This is a genomic window from Flagellimonas ochracea, from assembly GCF_009903685.1.
GTDB classification, from domain to species: domain Bacteria; phylum Bacteroidota; class Bacteroidia; order Flavobacteriales; family Flavobacteriaceae; genus Flagellimonas; species Flagellimonas ochracea.
In genome coordinates, this window is record NZ_JAAABI010000002.1 from 208808 (window position 1) to 223101 (window position 14294).

The following is a 14294-nucleotide window of genomic DNA, read 5'->3' on the forward strand; positions in this document are numbered from 1 at the left end:
TTTTTTAGTTTAATTGTGTTTGATAGGCCACCGCATACAATTTTAATTGTTTAATCATACTTACCAATCCGTTGGCCCGTGTTGGTGACAAGTGTTCTTTCAATCCAATTTCATCAATGAAAGAAGTATCGGCATCAATGATGTCCTGTGGTTTTTGGTTGCTGAAAGCCCGTATTAAAATGGCAATGATTCCCTTCGTGATAATAGCATCGCTATCCGCTGTAAAAACCACCTTATCATCCTTCATTTGAGCATGCACCCACACTTTGCTCTGGCAACCTTTAATGATATAATCTTCCGTTTTATATTGATCATCAATCAAAGGAAGTGATTTTCCAAGTTCAATCATGTATTCGTACCGTTGCATCCAATCGTCGAACATGGAAAATTCATCCACTATCTCCTCTTGTATCTCTTGTATGGTCATTTGTTCGTTTTGTTCAAAATTACGGTTCATATTCTTGTCCGTCAAGCCATTATTGGAGCATTGTCCGTTTTACAACAGCATGCTTTTGGCTTTTTTCACGCCTTCTACCAGCACATCTACCTCTTCTTTGGTATTGTAAAAGCTGAAACTGGCCCTTACCGTACCTGGAATTTGATAAAAATCCATAATGGGCTGCGCGCAATGGTGTCCGGTTCGCACTGCTATTCCCAATTTATCCAAAATGGTTCCTATGTCGTATGGATGGATTCCTTTGATGTTAAAGGAAATTACGGAAGTTTTGTGCTTTGCCGTTCCGTAAATCTTAAGTCCTTCAATGGTCAACAATTGTTCTGTGGCATATCGGACCAGCTCATCCTCATATTCAGTAATCATATCAAACCCAATGGCATTCATGTAATCCAAGGCGGCACCGAAAGCAATCCCTCCACAAATATTGGGTGTTCCTGCTTCAAACTTATGGGGTAAATCGGCATAGGTGGTCTTTTCAAAGGTGACCTCCGCAATCATTTCTCCTCCACCCTGATAAGGAGGTAATTTGTTAAGCCATTCCTCTTTTCCATACAGAATACCCACTCCCGTAGGACCACACATTTTATGTGCTGACACGGTATAAAAATCAACATCCAAGGCTTGCAGGTCGGCTTTGATATGTGCAGCAGCTTGAGCTCCATCAATCAATACTGTAGCGCCCACACCATGGGCAGCATCTATGATTCCTTTTATGGGATTGATAGTGCCCAAAGCATTGGAGACGTGATTGCAAAACACCAGTTTGGTCTTCTGGGAGAGTAGCTTGTTATATTCTTCCATTTTCAATTCCCCATCCACAGTCATGGGGATAACCTTTAATTTGGCTCCCGTTCGTTCACATAGCATTTGCCATGGCACTATGTTGGAATGGTGTTCCATGGCGGAAACCAGAACTTCATCGTCCTTATCCAAAAAAGAAGTGAATCCCGTGGCTACCAAATTAATGCTATGGGTAGTGCCCGAAGTAAATATTACCTCGTGAGGCTTTGCTATATTAAAATGTTCCTGAATTTTTCTCCTAGCTTCCTCATAGGCATCAGTAGCCTCTTGGGACAGGGTATGAACCCCGCGGTGAATGTTGGCGTTGAGATTTTGGTAATAATCAACTATCGTATTGATTACCTGCCGAGGTGTTTGGGAAGTGGCGGCATTGTCCAAATAGACCAAAGGCCGTCCGTTGACCTCACGAAACAAAATAGGGAAATCCTTTCGAATGGTATCGATATTCAATTTGGATTGTATGGTATCTTTATTTGTCATTTTGAACGAAGTGAAAAATCTAAATTGTAGGGAGATTTCTCGCCCATCCATCGTACTTGCACTGGATTACAGCTCGAAATGACACATTTTGGGTCATAGTTCAAACCCAACACGTACCCCCAACTTGTTGGCAATAATTTTGTTGATACGGGATTTCAGTTCTGGAATGCGCACACTCTGCAACACATTGTTTGCAAAGGCATACATCAACAATGCGGTGGCCTCTTTTTTGGGAATCCCCCGTGATCTTAAATAGAAAAGGGCCTCTTCATCCAACTGGCCAATGGTGCACCCATGGGAACATTTTACATCGTCAGCAAAAATCTCCAATTGTGGTTTGGTGTTGATTGTGGCCTTATCACTGATCAAAATATTGTTGTTCTGTTGAAAGGCATTTGTTTTTTGGGCAATCCTGTCAACAATGATCTTGCCATTGAACACCCCCGTGGATTTTTCGCCATAAATTCCTTTATAATCTTGATGGCTTTCACAATTTGGGTTGGCATGATGCACTAAAGTATGATGGTCCACGTGTTGTTTTTCACCCAATATAGTGACTCCTTTCAAGGTAGAGTCTATGCGTTCTCCATTCTGATAAAAATTCAGGTTGTTTCGGGTGAGTTTTCCTCCGAAGGAAAAAGTGTGCACCCTTACTACGCTGTTGTCTTTTTGTGAAATGTAAGTATTGTCCACCAACGATGCCGTATTTGCATCGTTCTGTACCTTGTAATAATCTACAATGGCATCCTTTGCCGCAAATATTTCGGTCACGGAATTGGTAAATACTTCATTTTTCGTCAAACTCTGATGACGTTCGATTACCTGAAGCTCGGCATTTTCTTCTGCAATAATCAAGTTTCGAGGCTGTAACATCACAGCTGCCTCATTTCCAGTGGCCAAATGCAAAATTTGGATGGGCTTTTTGGGCACTTTGTTCTTTGGAATATAAATGTAGGCACCCTCTCGGCTAAACGCGGTGTTCAAAGTGGTAAGGGACTCATCTTTTGATGCCACTTTGTTGAAGTACACATCTATGACCGGCTTATACTGCGGCTTGGTCAATGCAGCACTCATTAAGCAGACATCCACGCCATCATGGGTGGTTTCTGACAAGTATGAGCTATACACACCGTCGATGAAAACAATCTTGTAGGTGTCTATCTCGTGCAGGAAGTACTTCTTGATATCCCGAAACTCCAGTGTGTTCTCTTCCTTTGGAAAAATACTGAAGTCCACCTTTTGCAGATTGTTCAGGGAAGTGTACTTCCAAGCTTCTTCTTTTTTTGAAGGGAAACCCTTTTCCTCAAAAGTCTTTATGGCCTCAGAACGTACTTCATGGACAGGGTGGTCCAGGTCCACGTTGTTTTCAAAAGCCAAAAAAGACGACAATAATTTATCTTTCAAATCCATTTTAACTCAACTTAAACCGTGGCTTCTTGTTTAATCCAATCGTATCCTTTCTCTTCCAATTCCAACGCCAAATCCTTGGAACCAGATTTTACAATTTTTCCATCGTGCAACACGTGGACAAAATCAGGCACTATGTATTCCAACAGCCTTTGGTAGTGCGTAATCACAATTATGGCGTTGTCCTTGCCTCGCAATTTGTTCACTCCATTGGCCACAATACGAAGGGCATCGATATCCAACCCAGAGTCGGTCTCATCCAAAATGGCCAGTTTGGGTTCCATCATGGCCATCTGAAAGATTTCATTGCGTTTTTTCTCCCCTCCAGAGAAACCCTCGTTGAGTGATCGGGATAAAAACTTGCGATCTATCTCCAATAGATTGGATTTCTCACGAATCAACTTCAGCATTTGATTAGCGGGCATATCCTCCAATCCTCTGGCCTTTCTACTTTCATTGATGGCAGTTTTCATGAAGTTGGTCACTGAAACTCCAGGAATTTCCACAGGATATTGAAAGGACATAAAAATTCCTTTGTGCGCCCTTTCCTCAGGGGCAAGTTCTTCCAAATCTTCACCTTCAAGCGTGATTGTTCCCTTCTTTATGTCAAATTCTTCTTTTCCTGCGATAACCGAGGCCAAGGTGCTTTTTCCAGAACCATTGGGTCCCATGATTGCATGTACTTCTCCGGCATTGACCTGGAGGTTGATTCCTTTCAGGATTTTTTTGTCCTCTACGCTGGCGTGTAAATTTTTAATTTCTAACATGCTATTTCTTCTTCAAGTTTTATTTTAAGTAGTTGGGTGCTTTTGGAAATTTTTCAAAATCTCCTTTGGAGTGTTGCAGGTATACCTTGGCTCCTTTTTCCTTGGCAAATGCCTCGAAGGCGGCCATACTGGCTTTGGTCTGTGCCACATCGTAATTAAAAATGGGCACTCTGCGATACTCCCTGTTCTCATCGAAATGGTACAAGTCGCCCGTTAACAACAACGGACCATGCTCGACCAAATCAATATAGAGTGCTTGATGCCCTGGTGTATGACCGGGCATAAACTTCATTACAACACTACCATCTCCGAAAACATCATAATCACCATTTATTTTTTTGACCTTGGTCAACTCTTTTATAGCATTAAAGCTATCCGCATTGTTCTTTTGACTCTCCTCGCTGGTCACAAAATCGTATTCTTTTTCTTGTACCAACCACGTTGAGCCTTTGAACACATTGGCATGACCTACGTGGTCAAAATGAGTATGTGAGACTGAAAAATAATCAATGTCATCAATAGTCATACCTATACCGGCCAATTGATGGGCCACGGAATCTTTTCTTGAAACCGTAAAAGCGCCATCTGGCGAAGTGTATGGTTCGGCCATGCCCACCAAGCTTTCGGGAAGACCGGCGTCCCACATTAAATTTCCCTTGGGATGGCTGATTACGTAAAAGGCATCTGCAAATTCCCTAGACTGACCTGTATAGGTGGTGTCCTGAGAAAAGAGCTCCAACATATTGGCGTTTACCGTCCCCCCACTAAAGGTGTACAACTTCACCTCTGGCTTTATTGCCTCTTGAACTTTGGCTTCGTTGGAAGCCACTTCTTTCTTAGCCTGTTTACAAGCTACTACAGCGAGTATGGCAAAAAATGTAATTAGCTTTTTCATTTCATCAGTTTTTTTATAAACATCCCTAAAGCCCCCTCAAAGGAAAAATTACTTTATCCTACTGATCCTTCTAAACTTATTTCCAATAATTTCTGGGCCTCCACCGCAAACTCCATGGGTAGTTTGTTCAACACCTCTTTACTGAAACCATTTACTATCAAGGCAATGGCCTTTTCCGTGTCAATGCCACGTTGGTTACAATAGAAAATCTGATCTTCCCCAATTTTACTAGTGGTCGCCTCATGCTCTATTTGGGCCGTTTTGTTTTTCGCTTCGATATATGGGAAAGTGTGGGCACCGCAGCGATTGCCCATCAAAAGGGAATCGCATTGCGAAAAGTTTCTCGCATTCTCGGCTCTACTGTTCACCTGTACCAGACCCCGATAGCTATTCTGCGAATGGCCTGCCGAAATTCCTTTTGAAATAATGGTGCTCTTGGTGTTCTTGCCCAAATGAATCATCTTGGTACCTGTGTCGGCTTGTTGATAGTTGTTGGTCACCGCAATGGAGTAAAATTCTCCAATGGAATTGTCCCCCTTCAACACGCATGAGGGATATTTCCAAGTTACTGCGGAACCTGTTTCTACCTGTGTCCAAGAAATTTTGGCGTTTTTCTCACAAAGGCCTCTTTTGGTCACAAAGTTGAACACCCCTCCTTTACCTTCCTTGTCACCAGGGTACCAGTTCTGGACGGTTGAATATTTTATTTCGGCATTGTCCAAGGCAATCAATTCCACCACGGCGGCGTGCAATTGGTTTTCATCCCGCATGGGAGCGGTACATCCTTCGAGATAACTCACATAACTGCCTTCCTCCGCAATCACCAACGTTCTTTCAAACTGCCCTGTGCCAGCTTGGTTGATTCGAAAATAAGTCGATAGTTCCATGGGGCATCTAACGCCCTTTGGAATGTAGCAAAAAGATCCATCCGAAAAGACCGCCGAATTAAGCGCTGCATAGAAGTTGTCCTTTTGTGGAACTACAGTTCCAATATATTTCTTGATCAGTTCCGGATGTTCTTGAATAGCTTCAGAGATGGAGCAGAATATAATTCCCTTTTCAGCCAACGTCTTTTTAAACGTGGTTGCCACGGAAACGGAATCCATAACGATATCGACAGCAACCCCTGTCAATTTCTTTTGCTCGTCAATAGAGATGCCCAGTTTTTTGAAAGTATCCAACAATTCAGGGTCTACTTCATCCAGGCTGTTGTATTTGGGCTTTTTATTGGGAGCGGAATAATAGGAAATATCTTGAAAGTTCGGCTTTTCATAATTGACATTTGCCCACTCGGGCTCTTCCATTTCTTTCCAGGCACGAAAAGCCTCCAACCGCCATTCCGTCATCCAATCTGGTTCTTCTTTCTTTTTGGAAATGGCTATAACGATATCCTCGTTCAACCCTTTGGGCAGTGTGTCCGATTCTATATCTGTGTAGAAACCATACTCGTATTCCTTGGTTTCCAGTTCCTTTTTTAATTCTTCTTCTGTGTAAGCCATGTGTGTTCAGTTTGTCAATTGGCAATAATGAATCAGTTACAAAGAGAAGCTCTCTCCACAACCGCATGTACGTTGGGCATTGGGATTGTTAAAAACAAAGCCTTTTCCGTTCAGGCCTCCGGAATATTCCAGTATGGTTCCCACCAGGTATAAAAAACTCTTCTTGTCCACGATGATGCGAACTGCGTTATCCTCAAATACCTTGTCCGATTCAGCGGGAGCTTTATCAAATTTCAACTCATAGGACAATCCACTACATCCACCACTCTTTACTCCAACACGAACGAAATCGGTGGAAGCATCAAAACCTTCCTCTGTCATTAAGGTCATGACTTTCTGTTTGGCTGTTTCCGAAACTTTGATCATTCTTACTTGGATTTATTCTAAATAGTCTACAAATATAGGTTATAAGTAGGGTTTTACAATATTTCCTAACATTATAATAACGAATGGGTGTATAGGGGTTTTCTATTATGACCGCAAGCTATTTTATCTTGATGATTATCATATCGGTCATTCCCTTGAAATCCAAGTCCATGAAGTCGTCACTGCCAATTTCTCCCACCAATATCAGGGCGCCTTCGTTGGTTTCAAGCACATCAAATGCGAAGTCCAGTTGTGAGCCTCCGAAAGTTTGTTGGTAGGTCAGATTGCCTTCAGCATCTGTCTTGAGCATCCAAAGATCGTTCTCTCTGTTGTTTTCTGTAGCATCTCCGTCCATGCTTTTCGAGTTTCCTGCAATTACAAATCCGCCATCGGCTGTTTCCCGAAGACCTTGACCGGCTTCAAATCCTGAGCCGCCAAATGTTTTTTCCCACAATAATTCTCCATCATCATTTATTTTGATCAACCAAAGGTCCGATTCACCATTGTTGTTGGAAACGTCGGTGTCGGTACTGAAAGTATTACCGGTAATCGCGTAGCCGCCATCCAGTGTTTTTGTAATATCATAGGCTATTTCAATGCCCGTACCTCCAAAAGAGCGCTCCCAGAGCATGCTTCCGTTTTTATCCACTTTCACCACCCAAAAGTCATAGCTCCCCTTCGTATTTGAAATGTCAAAATCATCGCTTTCAGAAAATCCCGCCATTACAAACCCACCATCATCGGCCTGAACCACTCCGTGGGCCCTATCATTATTGGTGCCCCCAAAGTATCTCCGCCATTGGAGATTTCCATCGGCATCCAGTTTAGTACCCCAGAACTCCCCGACACCATGGCGGGTAAGGTAGGCTCCTCTTCCAAAATTCCCTGCTCCATTGGATTGCGTCACATCCAAAAAACCTGCAAAAAAGAACCCACCATCTTCGGTCTGAACCACATCGTAGGAATGGTCATGACCCGAGAATCCAAAACTTTGTTCCCAAAGCATGTTTCCGGAAGCGTCCAAACGCAGAATCCAGTTGTCATGGAAGCCTTCATTGTTAGTGCCATCCCCATCTTCACTCATGGCATAGCCAACTATGGCATATCCCCCATCAGTGGTCTGGATTACAGCTTGTCCCCTGTCATCTTTACTTCCTCCATAGGTTTTGCTCCATTGCAAGTTGCCGTCACTGTCCAACTTAAGCAGCCAATAATCGTTTACTGCCAGTACTTTACCTGCCAAGTCACCATCGGTGCTGTTGGAGTAGCCGAGAATGGCAAAACCTCCATCAACCGTTTGAATAACAGACTGCGCTGTATCCTCACCACTTCCCCCGAAGGTCTTTACCCATTCCACTTCTCCCAAAACGACAGTTTCTTCGATAGCGTTGGTATCTTTATCATCATTGGAACAAGACACCAAAACCATAAGCATAAAAAAACATAATGATCTTCGCATGGCCTAATTTGATTTTTGGACCACGAAAAGCCCGGAGTTCATATCGTTGATAAGAATTTTTCCACTTTCAAAATAGGGATACACGCTCCACACCCCATTGAAACCAGCCGTGTTGTTGGACGGGTATGAATCAAAAAAAGCTTTTTCAGTGATGTTTTCATTTTCAATATCGGTGATGTCCAATACCCGCATACCAGCAGTATAGTTGGCGAGAAAAAATTCATTGCCCAACACATAACCATTATGGTCAATTGCCGAGGTAGGGCCGGTATATGTCATGTGTAAAATAGGGTTGTCCAAATCAGTAAAGTCAAAAACCAGGGTTCTTGAATTGAAACCAAATTGGGTCTCATCCAACTCGTCCCCCAAAATGAAATAGCGTTGGTCCTCAGTAAACCATCCTTGATGGGTATAGGCCAAATTGGAATAGGTCAGGGTTTCTATTTCCACGGGATTGGACTTGTCCGTAACGTCCACTATGGCTATTTGGTCTTCATTGGCCCCGACAAAGATTTCACGACCAGCATAATCGGGATCTGGTCCATTATAAGTGACCACTTGGGCATCATGGCTATATCCGTTAGCTCCATAACCTCCTGCGGGAGAAGGGTTGGATGGATTCTGGAGATCAATAAAATGAACCCCGCCATTGAATGCATCGTTGCGTGCCGTGCCTACAACATAGGCAAATGCGTTGTCCTCATTTATCACTAGGTTATGTGCATTGCCAATTCCAGTATATCGTGCATCTGCTGTAAAAACTTCAGGAGGATTAGCCACATTTCTTAATCGCTTTAAATCAAAAACCTGCATTCCGTGGTTAGGTGCTTCAGAAACAACAAAGGCATAATCTTCGTATACCTTAACATCCCGCCAAGTAATTGCTGTCGTTGCTGTCAACAATTTTCCTAGGTAAATGGGTGCTGCAGCATCTGTGATGTCGACGAAAGCTGTTCCGTTGTCCAAGCCAATCACTGCATATTCCCTATTGGTGGAAGTATCCGTCCAACCCCAAATGTCGTTTCCAGCGTTCCCGTTAAAGGCTGCTAGATTCATTTGAAACATTAAATCATAACCATCACATGGGAAAACTGAGGCCAGTCCTCCTTCACAGGGTGTGGCGCCCAAAGTGATATTGCCGTTTCCTATGTTCGGTGTTTCATTCGTTGGGTCTACATTGTTGTTCATGTTTGAATTGCCATCGTCATTAATAACAGGGTCCGTTCCATTATCACTGGAGCAACCCGAAAGAAAAAAAAGGGTAAGGATGAGCAACAATATTTTCTGCATGATGTGGAGCTTTAACTTTCTATTAAAGATACAATTTAAAATTATCCTGTTTACTTTTGTGCCATGCTAGAAGACAAGAATCCGCAACGCACTTCCCTAGAAGAACTGGGGGAATTTGGACTTATTGAACACCTTACCCAAAACTTTGAACTACAACGCCCTTCATCCCTAAAAGGCATTGGGGATGATGCCGCGGTATTGGACTTTGACAACAAGAAGATTGTTGTATCCACAGATATGTTGGTGGAGGGTGTTCATTTTGACCTCAGCTATATGCCCTTGAAGCATTTGGGCTACAAGTCGGTAATCGTGAATCTTTCCGATATCTATGCCATGAATGCCATGGCCACGCAGGTTACGGTTTCCATTGCCGTTTCCAATCGATTTCCCCTCGAAGCTCTTGAAGAATTTTATGCTGGTGTTGCCACTGCTTGCAAACTCTATAAGGTCGACTTGGTCGGTGGGGACACCACTTCATCAAACAAAGGAATGATCATCAGTGTTACCGCCATTGGAATGGGCAACGAGCATGAGATTACCTACAGAAGTGGAGCCAATCCCAATGACCTTTTGGTTGTAACGGGTGATTTGGGCGGAGCCTATCTGGGCCTTCAGGTGTTGGAGCGTGAAAAAGAAGTGTTCAAGGTGAACCCAAACAGTCAACCTGATTTGGAGCCTTATTCCTATCTGGTGGAGCGGCAATTAAAACCTGAGGCCCGAAAAGATGTGGTGGAGCTATTGAAGAAACTAGAAGTCAAGCCCACGGCAATGATTGACATCAGTGATGGGCTTTCCTCAGAAATTATGCACTTGTGCAAACACAGTGAAGTCGGTTGTAATCTGTTCGAGGATAAAATTCCGTTAGACCCCACGGTTATTTCCACCACAGAGGAATTTAAAATGGATGCAACCATGATTGCCTTGAGCGGTGGCGAAGATTATGAACTGCTTTTCACCATTGACCAAAAAGATTTTGATAAAATAAAGGGAAACCCCAACTTAACGGTTATCGGACATATGACGGAAAAGACCGCAGGGGCTCATTTGATTACCAGGGCCAACACCAAAATCGCAATTACGGCCCAAGGGTGGAATTCCTTTAAGGGATAAATACTAAAAATCCCGAAAATTAAGCGCAACTTCACTAGTAGGTCTTGGGGCACGCGACACATAGCATAAGATACGACTCAAGTTTTCGGGATAAGCTCGGAAACTTCTTGTGTAAATATTGAAAAGAGCAAACGGTTATGCCACACTTTGCACAACCCGGCTTCTCCTCTTTTGGTACATATCTTCCAAAGTGTTATTGATTTCCTGCATTTGTGGGGTGAGCTCCGAGAGCTTGCCGCTTACATCAGTAGTGACCTGCTTTTGGCAATGAACACATTTGTATTCCTTTATGTGTTTTGTCACTTTTTTGGATACCACGTAGTGATGACCGAATAGATTGCAGAAGAAAGATGAAAATTTGTTGCCATGTTGGATAGTAGAAGTCTTCATAAGTTTGGTGTTGTTTTGGGGGGAGCATTCATGCGATTTGGGGATCGGCAATGCAACTTATATTATTGTAATTTTTCTTTATACGTTCACTTTTTGTTTTATGGTTTATAAGGAGAACGATTGTTGATAACTTTTTATTTTGCCGTGGCTGCATTAAAAATCATTTTTCGACCAAATGCACTATAAACAAATAGTTATCTTGCTTCGCTGAATATAAGATATTGTCGGATAATTATCAACAGTACATGAACAAAAAGACCGTTGCGGTAACAGCTTTTGCGCTTTTTTCACTTTTTTTTGGTGCTGGAAATCTAATTCTCCCTCCTCTCTTGGGGTTTAAATCGGGTGAACTTTGGGGTTGGGTCACAGTGGGCTTCTGCATTTCGGCAGTTCTCATCCCAATTTTGGGCATTTTAGCTCATGCCAAACTACAGGGCACCATGTTCGATTTCGCAAAAAAGGTTTCACCCACGTTTAGCTTGATCTACTGTTATATTGTTTATACCATATCTATTGCACTGCCCTCACCACGAACGGCGTCGGTAACCCATGAAATGGCCATACAGCCTGTTTGGGATTCATCACCCTTGCTCACCAGTCTTATATATTTTGTGTTGGTCTATGTTTTTGTAATCAATCGATCCAAAATCTTGGATGTTGTTGGCAAGTGGCTCACCCCAGCTATCCTGATTATCTTGATATCAATTGTGGTTCTCGCCACTTTTGGTCAGAACCTTCAATTTGGGGCTTCGGAATTCAACAACTCTTTTAGTCATGGCCTGTTGGAAGGGTATCAAACTTTTGACGCCATAGGAGCTGTGGTTGTTGGTGGAGTCATCATCATATCCATTAACCTGAAACAACAAAACACGCCTTATGAACTGAAGAAAAAACTGATTGCCCGTGCAGGCATTTTTGCGGGATTGGGTTTGTTTTTGGTATACGCCGGACTCATTTTTACCGGAGCCCTTTTTAATGATGCCTTTGATCATGACATCACTAGAACTTTGTTGTTAAGTGGTGTAAGCAAAGAGACCTTGGGCAACAATGCCACTTTTTTTCTGAGTGTTTTGGTTAGCCTCGCTTGTTTTACCACCGCTGTGGGCATTGTTACGGGGACTGCCGATTTCATCAAAGGAAGATTTAACGAGTCCATTTTAGCCTACCGAATTACTGCATTCATTGGCTGTGTATTGGGCGTGTTGGTGGGGCAGTTCAATGTAGGTTACATTATTGCAGTGGCGTTGCCTGCCTTAATGTTTATTTATCCCATAACTATAATTTTGATTTTATTGAATGTCCTGTCAGAAAAATGGGCTTCACCAATTGTATTTCGTTCGGTGGTTGTGGCCACTATCCTTTTTAGTATTCCCGATTTTTTCGGGAGCATTGGTTATGGGGAGATCATTTCACCCTTTACCCAATGGATACCCTTGGGGGAATATCACATGGGTTGGCTGCTACCAGCTTTGGTGATTTTTACTCTGGGAAATTGGGTCGAGCAATCAAAGAATTGATTTGGATTGCGCTCATCGTTACGGCTAAAATGAGCATGTGACTCATTTGTTTTTAATATTTTTCTTAATATTTTCTTTTATTGGTCTAAAATCTATCCAATAAATATCTCCATTATCCTCACCACCCCTATGAAAAAATAAATATTTCCCATCAGGCGATACACTGGCACACATTTCAGTTTGATCCGTATTTATTTCAGGCCCCAAATTATAAGCTTCCGTCCAGGTGCCATTTTTATTGAAACTGATGTACAAATCATTCTCTCCAAACCCTGAAGTGCTTTCACCATCATAAATGATGTAACTCTCGTCCGGTGCAATATACGGGTGGGCAATCCACTTTCCGGGAAAGTTTATTTCCTTCCCCATTCTTTTTATACTTCTATATTGACCTTCTTCATTGATTGAGCTATAAATGGCTCCGTCCTCAATCTTGGCTCCTTTTTCCTCTGAGGTGAAATATAGATTGCCATTCTCCGAGGATGTCAGGTACATTACGAACCTGTCTGCAAAAGGTTTTTCCAAAGGTGTTGGCTGGCTCCAACCGTCTGCTTTTTTTTCACTATACCATTGATATAACCCTCTTGATCTTAGCGTATCTTTGTGTGGCCTTGTGCTTCCAAAATAGAGTCGATTACCATTAGGGTTGATATGTGGCTCAAAATCCCATCCCGTATTCGTTGAAAAAAATGCCAATTTTGGGCCTGACCATTTACCATCGACCAATTTCATCGAATAGATTTCATTGTCCTCTTCTGGTTTTCTACGTGTAAAAAACAATTCGTCCATTTCTGGATTGAAAGTGATTGCGAATTCAAAGTTGTCAGTTGAAATAACATTTGGTCCAAAAATCAAAGCAGTATCAGTCGGGATCTGATCACTGAGTAGAGTAAGATTTGATTTTTCACTGTCCTGACATGAAGTAATAAAGACAAGTAGAAAAATCAAAATGGAAAGGGTTTTTACAAACTTCATATTACAAAAGAATTACTGTGCAGATTTTATTTTTTGGTGAATAATACCTAATCCAACTGTTAAGATATGAAGTCGTTTCAATGATATGTATCTTACGATAAGTGGACTGTTTCAATCCTGTTTCCTGTTCTTTAAAACCACCAAGGTCAAAACATAAATCAAGACAATGGCAAAAGGGATGGCCACAAAACGTAATTCCGGTAAAAGATACCACAGACCAACTACAACAACCGTTCTGCCGATAGCATGAAACACTCCCACCCGATGCTTTATGATCCATGAAAAAGGCAGCCACATGGACCCAGTTAAAATACCTACCGTAAGCGGCAACGAAGTATAATCAACCAAAAAGAAGGGAATGGCTATGGCATATACGAGTACTGCTTGCCCCACGGTAAAGAAAAACAGGGTGTCAAACTCATTTTTTGGCTTTTGCTTGTCCAAAAAATGCTCTCCTGTAAACTTTGAAAGAAAAAGTGCCAAATAAACAATACTGCCCGTTCCAATAAAAAGGATCCAAACGGTCGTACGATCTGGCAGGAAGAGGCCCGAAAAACCCACAATCAGCCATACAATCAGTCCTGAAAGTGGCGTTGCCAAAAACTTTTGATTTGCAAATTCCTGCCGCTGTTCTTTAAGCGTACCTATATCTTCATCCATCATTTGATTCTATTGTTAGGACCCTCTTTTCTTTTTGGTATAATAGTAAATCCCATAAGCAATTGCTGCCAACACCACAAAAGGCAAGTAACTGCCGATGACCACACCAATTTCGTAGGCGCTGTCCGGAGCCTCTTCCATTTTCTTTTCAATGTCGGGTTGTTGTAGTAAGAAGAGTATTTTCATTTCAAAAAGATTTCTCCACTATGCTCAAAATGACC

The 14294-nt window shown here is 42.3% G+C and carries 15 protein-coding genes; 2 read left to right on the plus strand and 13 right to left on the minus strand.

Going from position 1 to position 14294, the window contains the following annotated elements; all coding sequences use genetic code 11:
- Positions 1–4: 4 nt before the first annotated feature.
- From GTQ34_RS06470 to GTQ34_RS06510, 9 genes are all read right to left on the minus strand, one after another.
- Positions 5–427 (minus strand): SufE family protein, encoded by a 423-nt coding sequence (locus tag GTQ34_RS06470; RefSeq protein WP_166522967.1) that lies wholly within the window; start codon positions 425–427, stop codon positions 5–7.
- A 69-nt stretch (positions 428–496) separates the two neighbouring features.
- Positions 497–1738, minus strand: a complete 1242-nt coding sequence (locus GTQ34_RS06475; protein WP_313790409.1) for an aminotransferase class V-fold PLP-dependent enzyme — start codon at positions 1736–1738, stop codon at positions 497–499.
- Between the two features lie 93 nt (positions 1739–1831).
- Entirely contained in the window at positions 1832–3148 is a 1317-nt protein-coding gene (gene sufD / locus GTQ34_RS06480; protein ID WP_166522968.1) for a Fe-S cluster assembly protein SufD, read from the minus strand.
- Between the two features lie 11 nt (positions 3149–3159).
- Complete coding sequence (gene sufC / locus GTQ34_RS06485; RefSeq protein ID WP_166522969.1) at positions 3160–3912, minus strand: Fe-S cluster assembly ATPase SufC; 753 nt, start codon at positions 3910–3912, stop codon at positions 3160–3162.
- Between the two features lie 19 nt (positions 3913–3931).
- Positions 3932–4807 carry an N-acyl homoserine lactonase family protein gene (locus GTQ34_RS06490; protein WP_166522970.1) on the minus strand — a complete coding sequence of 292 codons (876 nt, stop codon included), beginning with the start codon at positions 4805–4807 and terminating at the stop codon, positions 3932–3934.
- Positions 4808–4860: 53 nt separating this feature from the next.
- On the minus strand, positions 4861–6306 hold the full coding sequence (gene sufB / locus GTQ34_RS06495; protein ID WP_166522971.1) for a Fe-S cluster assembly protein SufB: 1446 nt from the start codon (positions 6304–6306) through the stop codon (positions 4861–4863).
- 36 nt (positions 6307–6342) lie between these two features.
- Positions 6343–6672 carry a HesB/IscA family protein gene (locus GTQ34_RS06500; RefSeq protein ID WP_166522972.1) on the minus strand — a complete coding sequence of 110 codons (330 nt, stop codon included), beginning with the start codon at positions 6670–6672 and terminating at the stop codon, positions 6343–6345.
- A 118-nt stretch (positions 6673–6790) separates the two neighbouring features.
- Complete coding sequence (locus GTQ34_RS06505; protein WP_166522973.1) at positions 6791–8131, minus strand: hypothetical protein; 1341 nt, start codon at positions 8129–8131, stop codon at positions 6791–6793.
- 3 nt (positions 8132–8134) lie between these two features.
- On the minus strand, positions 8135–9421 hold the full coding sequence (locus tag GTQ34_RS06510; protein WP_166522974.1) for a choice-of-anchor B family protein: 1287 nt from the start codon (positions 9419–9421) through the stop codon (positions 8135–8137).
- A gap of 63 nt (positions 9422–9484) precedes the next feature.
- Here GTQ34_RS06510 and thiL point away from each other — a divergent pair, with 63 nt between their 5' ends.
- Positions 9485–10531 (plus strand): thiamine-phosphate kinase, encoded by a 1047-nt coding sequence (thiL, locus tag GTQ34_RS06515; protein ID WP_166522975.1) that lies wholly within the window; start codon positions 9485–9487, stop codon positions 10529–10531.
- Positions 10532–10666: 135 nt separating this feature from the next.
- Here the strand turns inward: thiL and GTQ34_RS06520 are convergent, their stop codons facing one another.
- Positions 10667–10921, minus strand: a complete 255-nt coding sequence (locus GTQ34_RS06520; RefSeq protein ID WP_166522976.1) for a hypothetical protein — start codon at positions 10919–10921, stop codon at positions 10667–10669.
- Between the two features lie 245 nt (positions 10922–11166).
- Here GTQ34_RS06520 and brnQ point away from each other — a divergent pair, with 245 nt between their 5' ends.
- Entirely contained in the window at positions 11167–12438 is a 1272-nt protein-coding gene (brnQ, locus tag GTQ34_RS06525) for a branched-chain amino acid transport system II carrier protein (protein ID WP_166522977.1), read from the plus strand.
- A 42-nt stretch (positions 12439–12480) separates the two neighbouring features.
- Here the strand turns inward: brnQ and GTQ34_RS06530 are convergent, their stop codons facing one another.
- The 3 genes from GTQ34_RS06530 to GTQ34_RS06540 form a co-directional block, all read right to left on the minus strand.
- The gene (locus GTQ34_RS06530) at positions 12481–13413 is read right to left on the minus strand and encodes a TolB family protein (protein WP_166522978.1); all 933 of its coding nucleotides are present in this window, start codon (positions 13411–13413) and stop codon (positions 12481–12483) included.
- 111 nt (positions 13414–13524) lie between these two features.
- Positions 13525–14073 (minus strand): DUF7010 family protein, encoded by a 549-nt coding sequence (locus tag GTQ34_RS06535; RefSeq protein ID WP_166522979.1) that lies wholly within the window; start codon positions 14071–14073, stop codon positions 13525–13527.
- Positions 14074–14088: 15 nt separating this feature from the next.
- A complete protein-coding gene (locus tag GTQ34_RS06540; protein ID WP_166522980.1) occupies positions 14089–14259 on the minus strand; it encodes a hypothetical protein in 171 nt (56 codons plus the stop codon).
- Positions 14260–14294 lie beyond the last annotated feature (35 nt).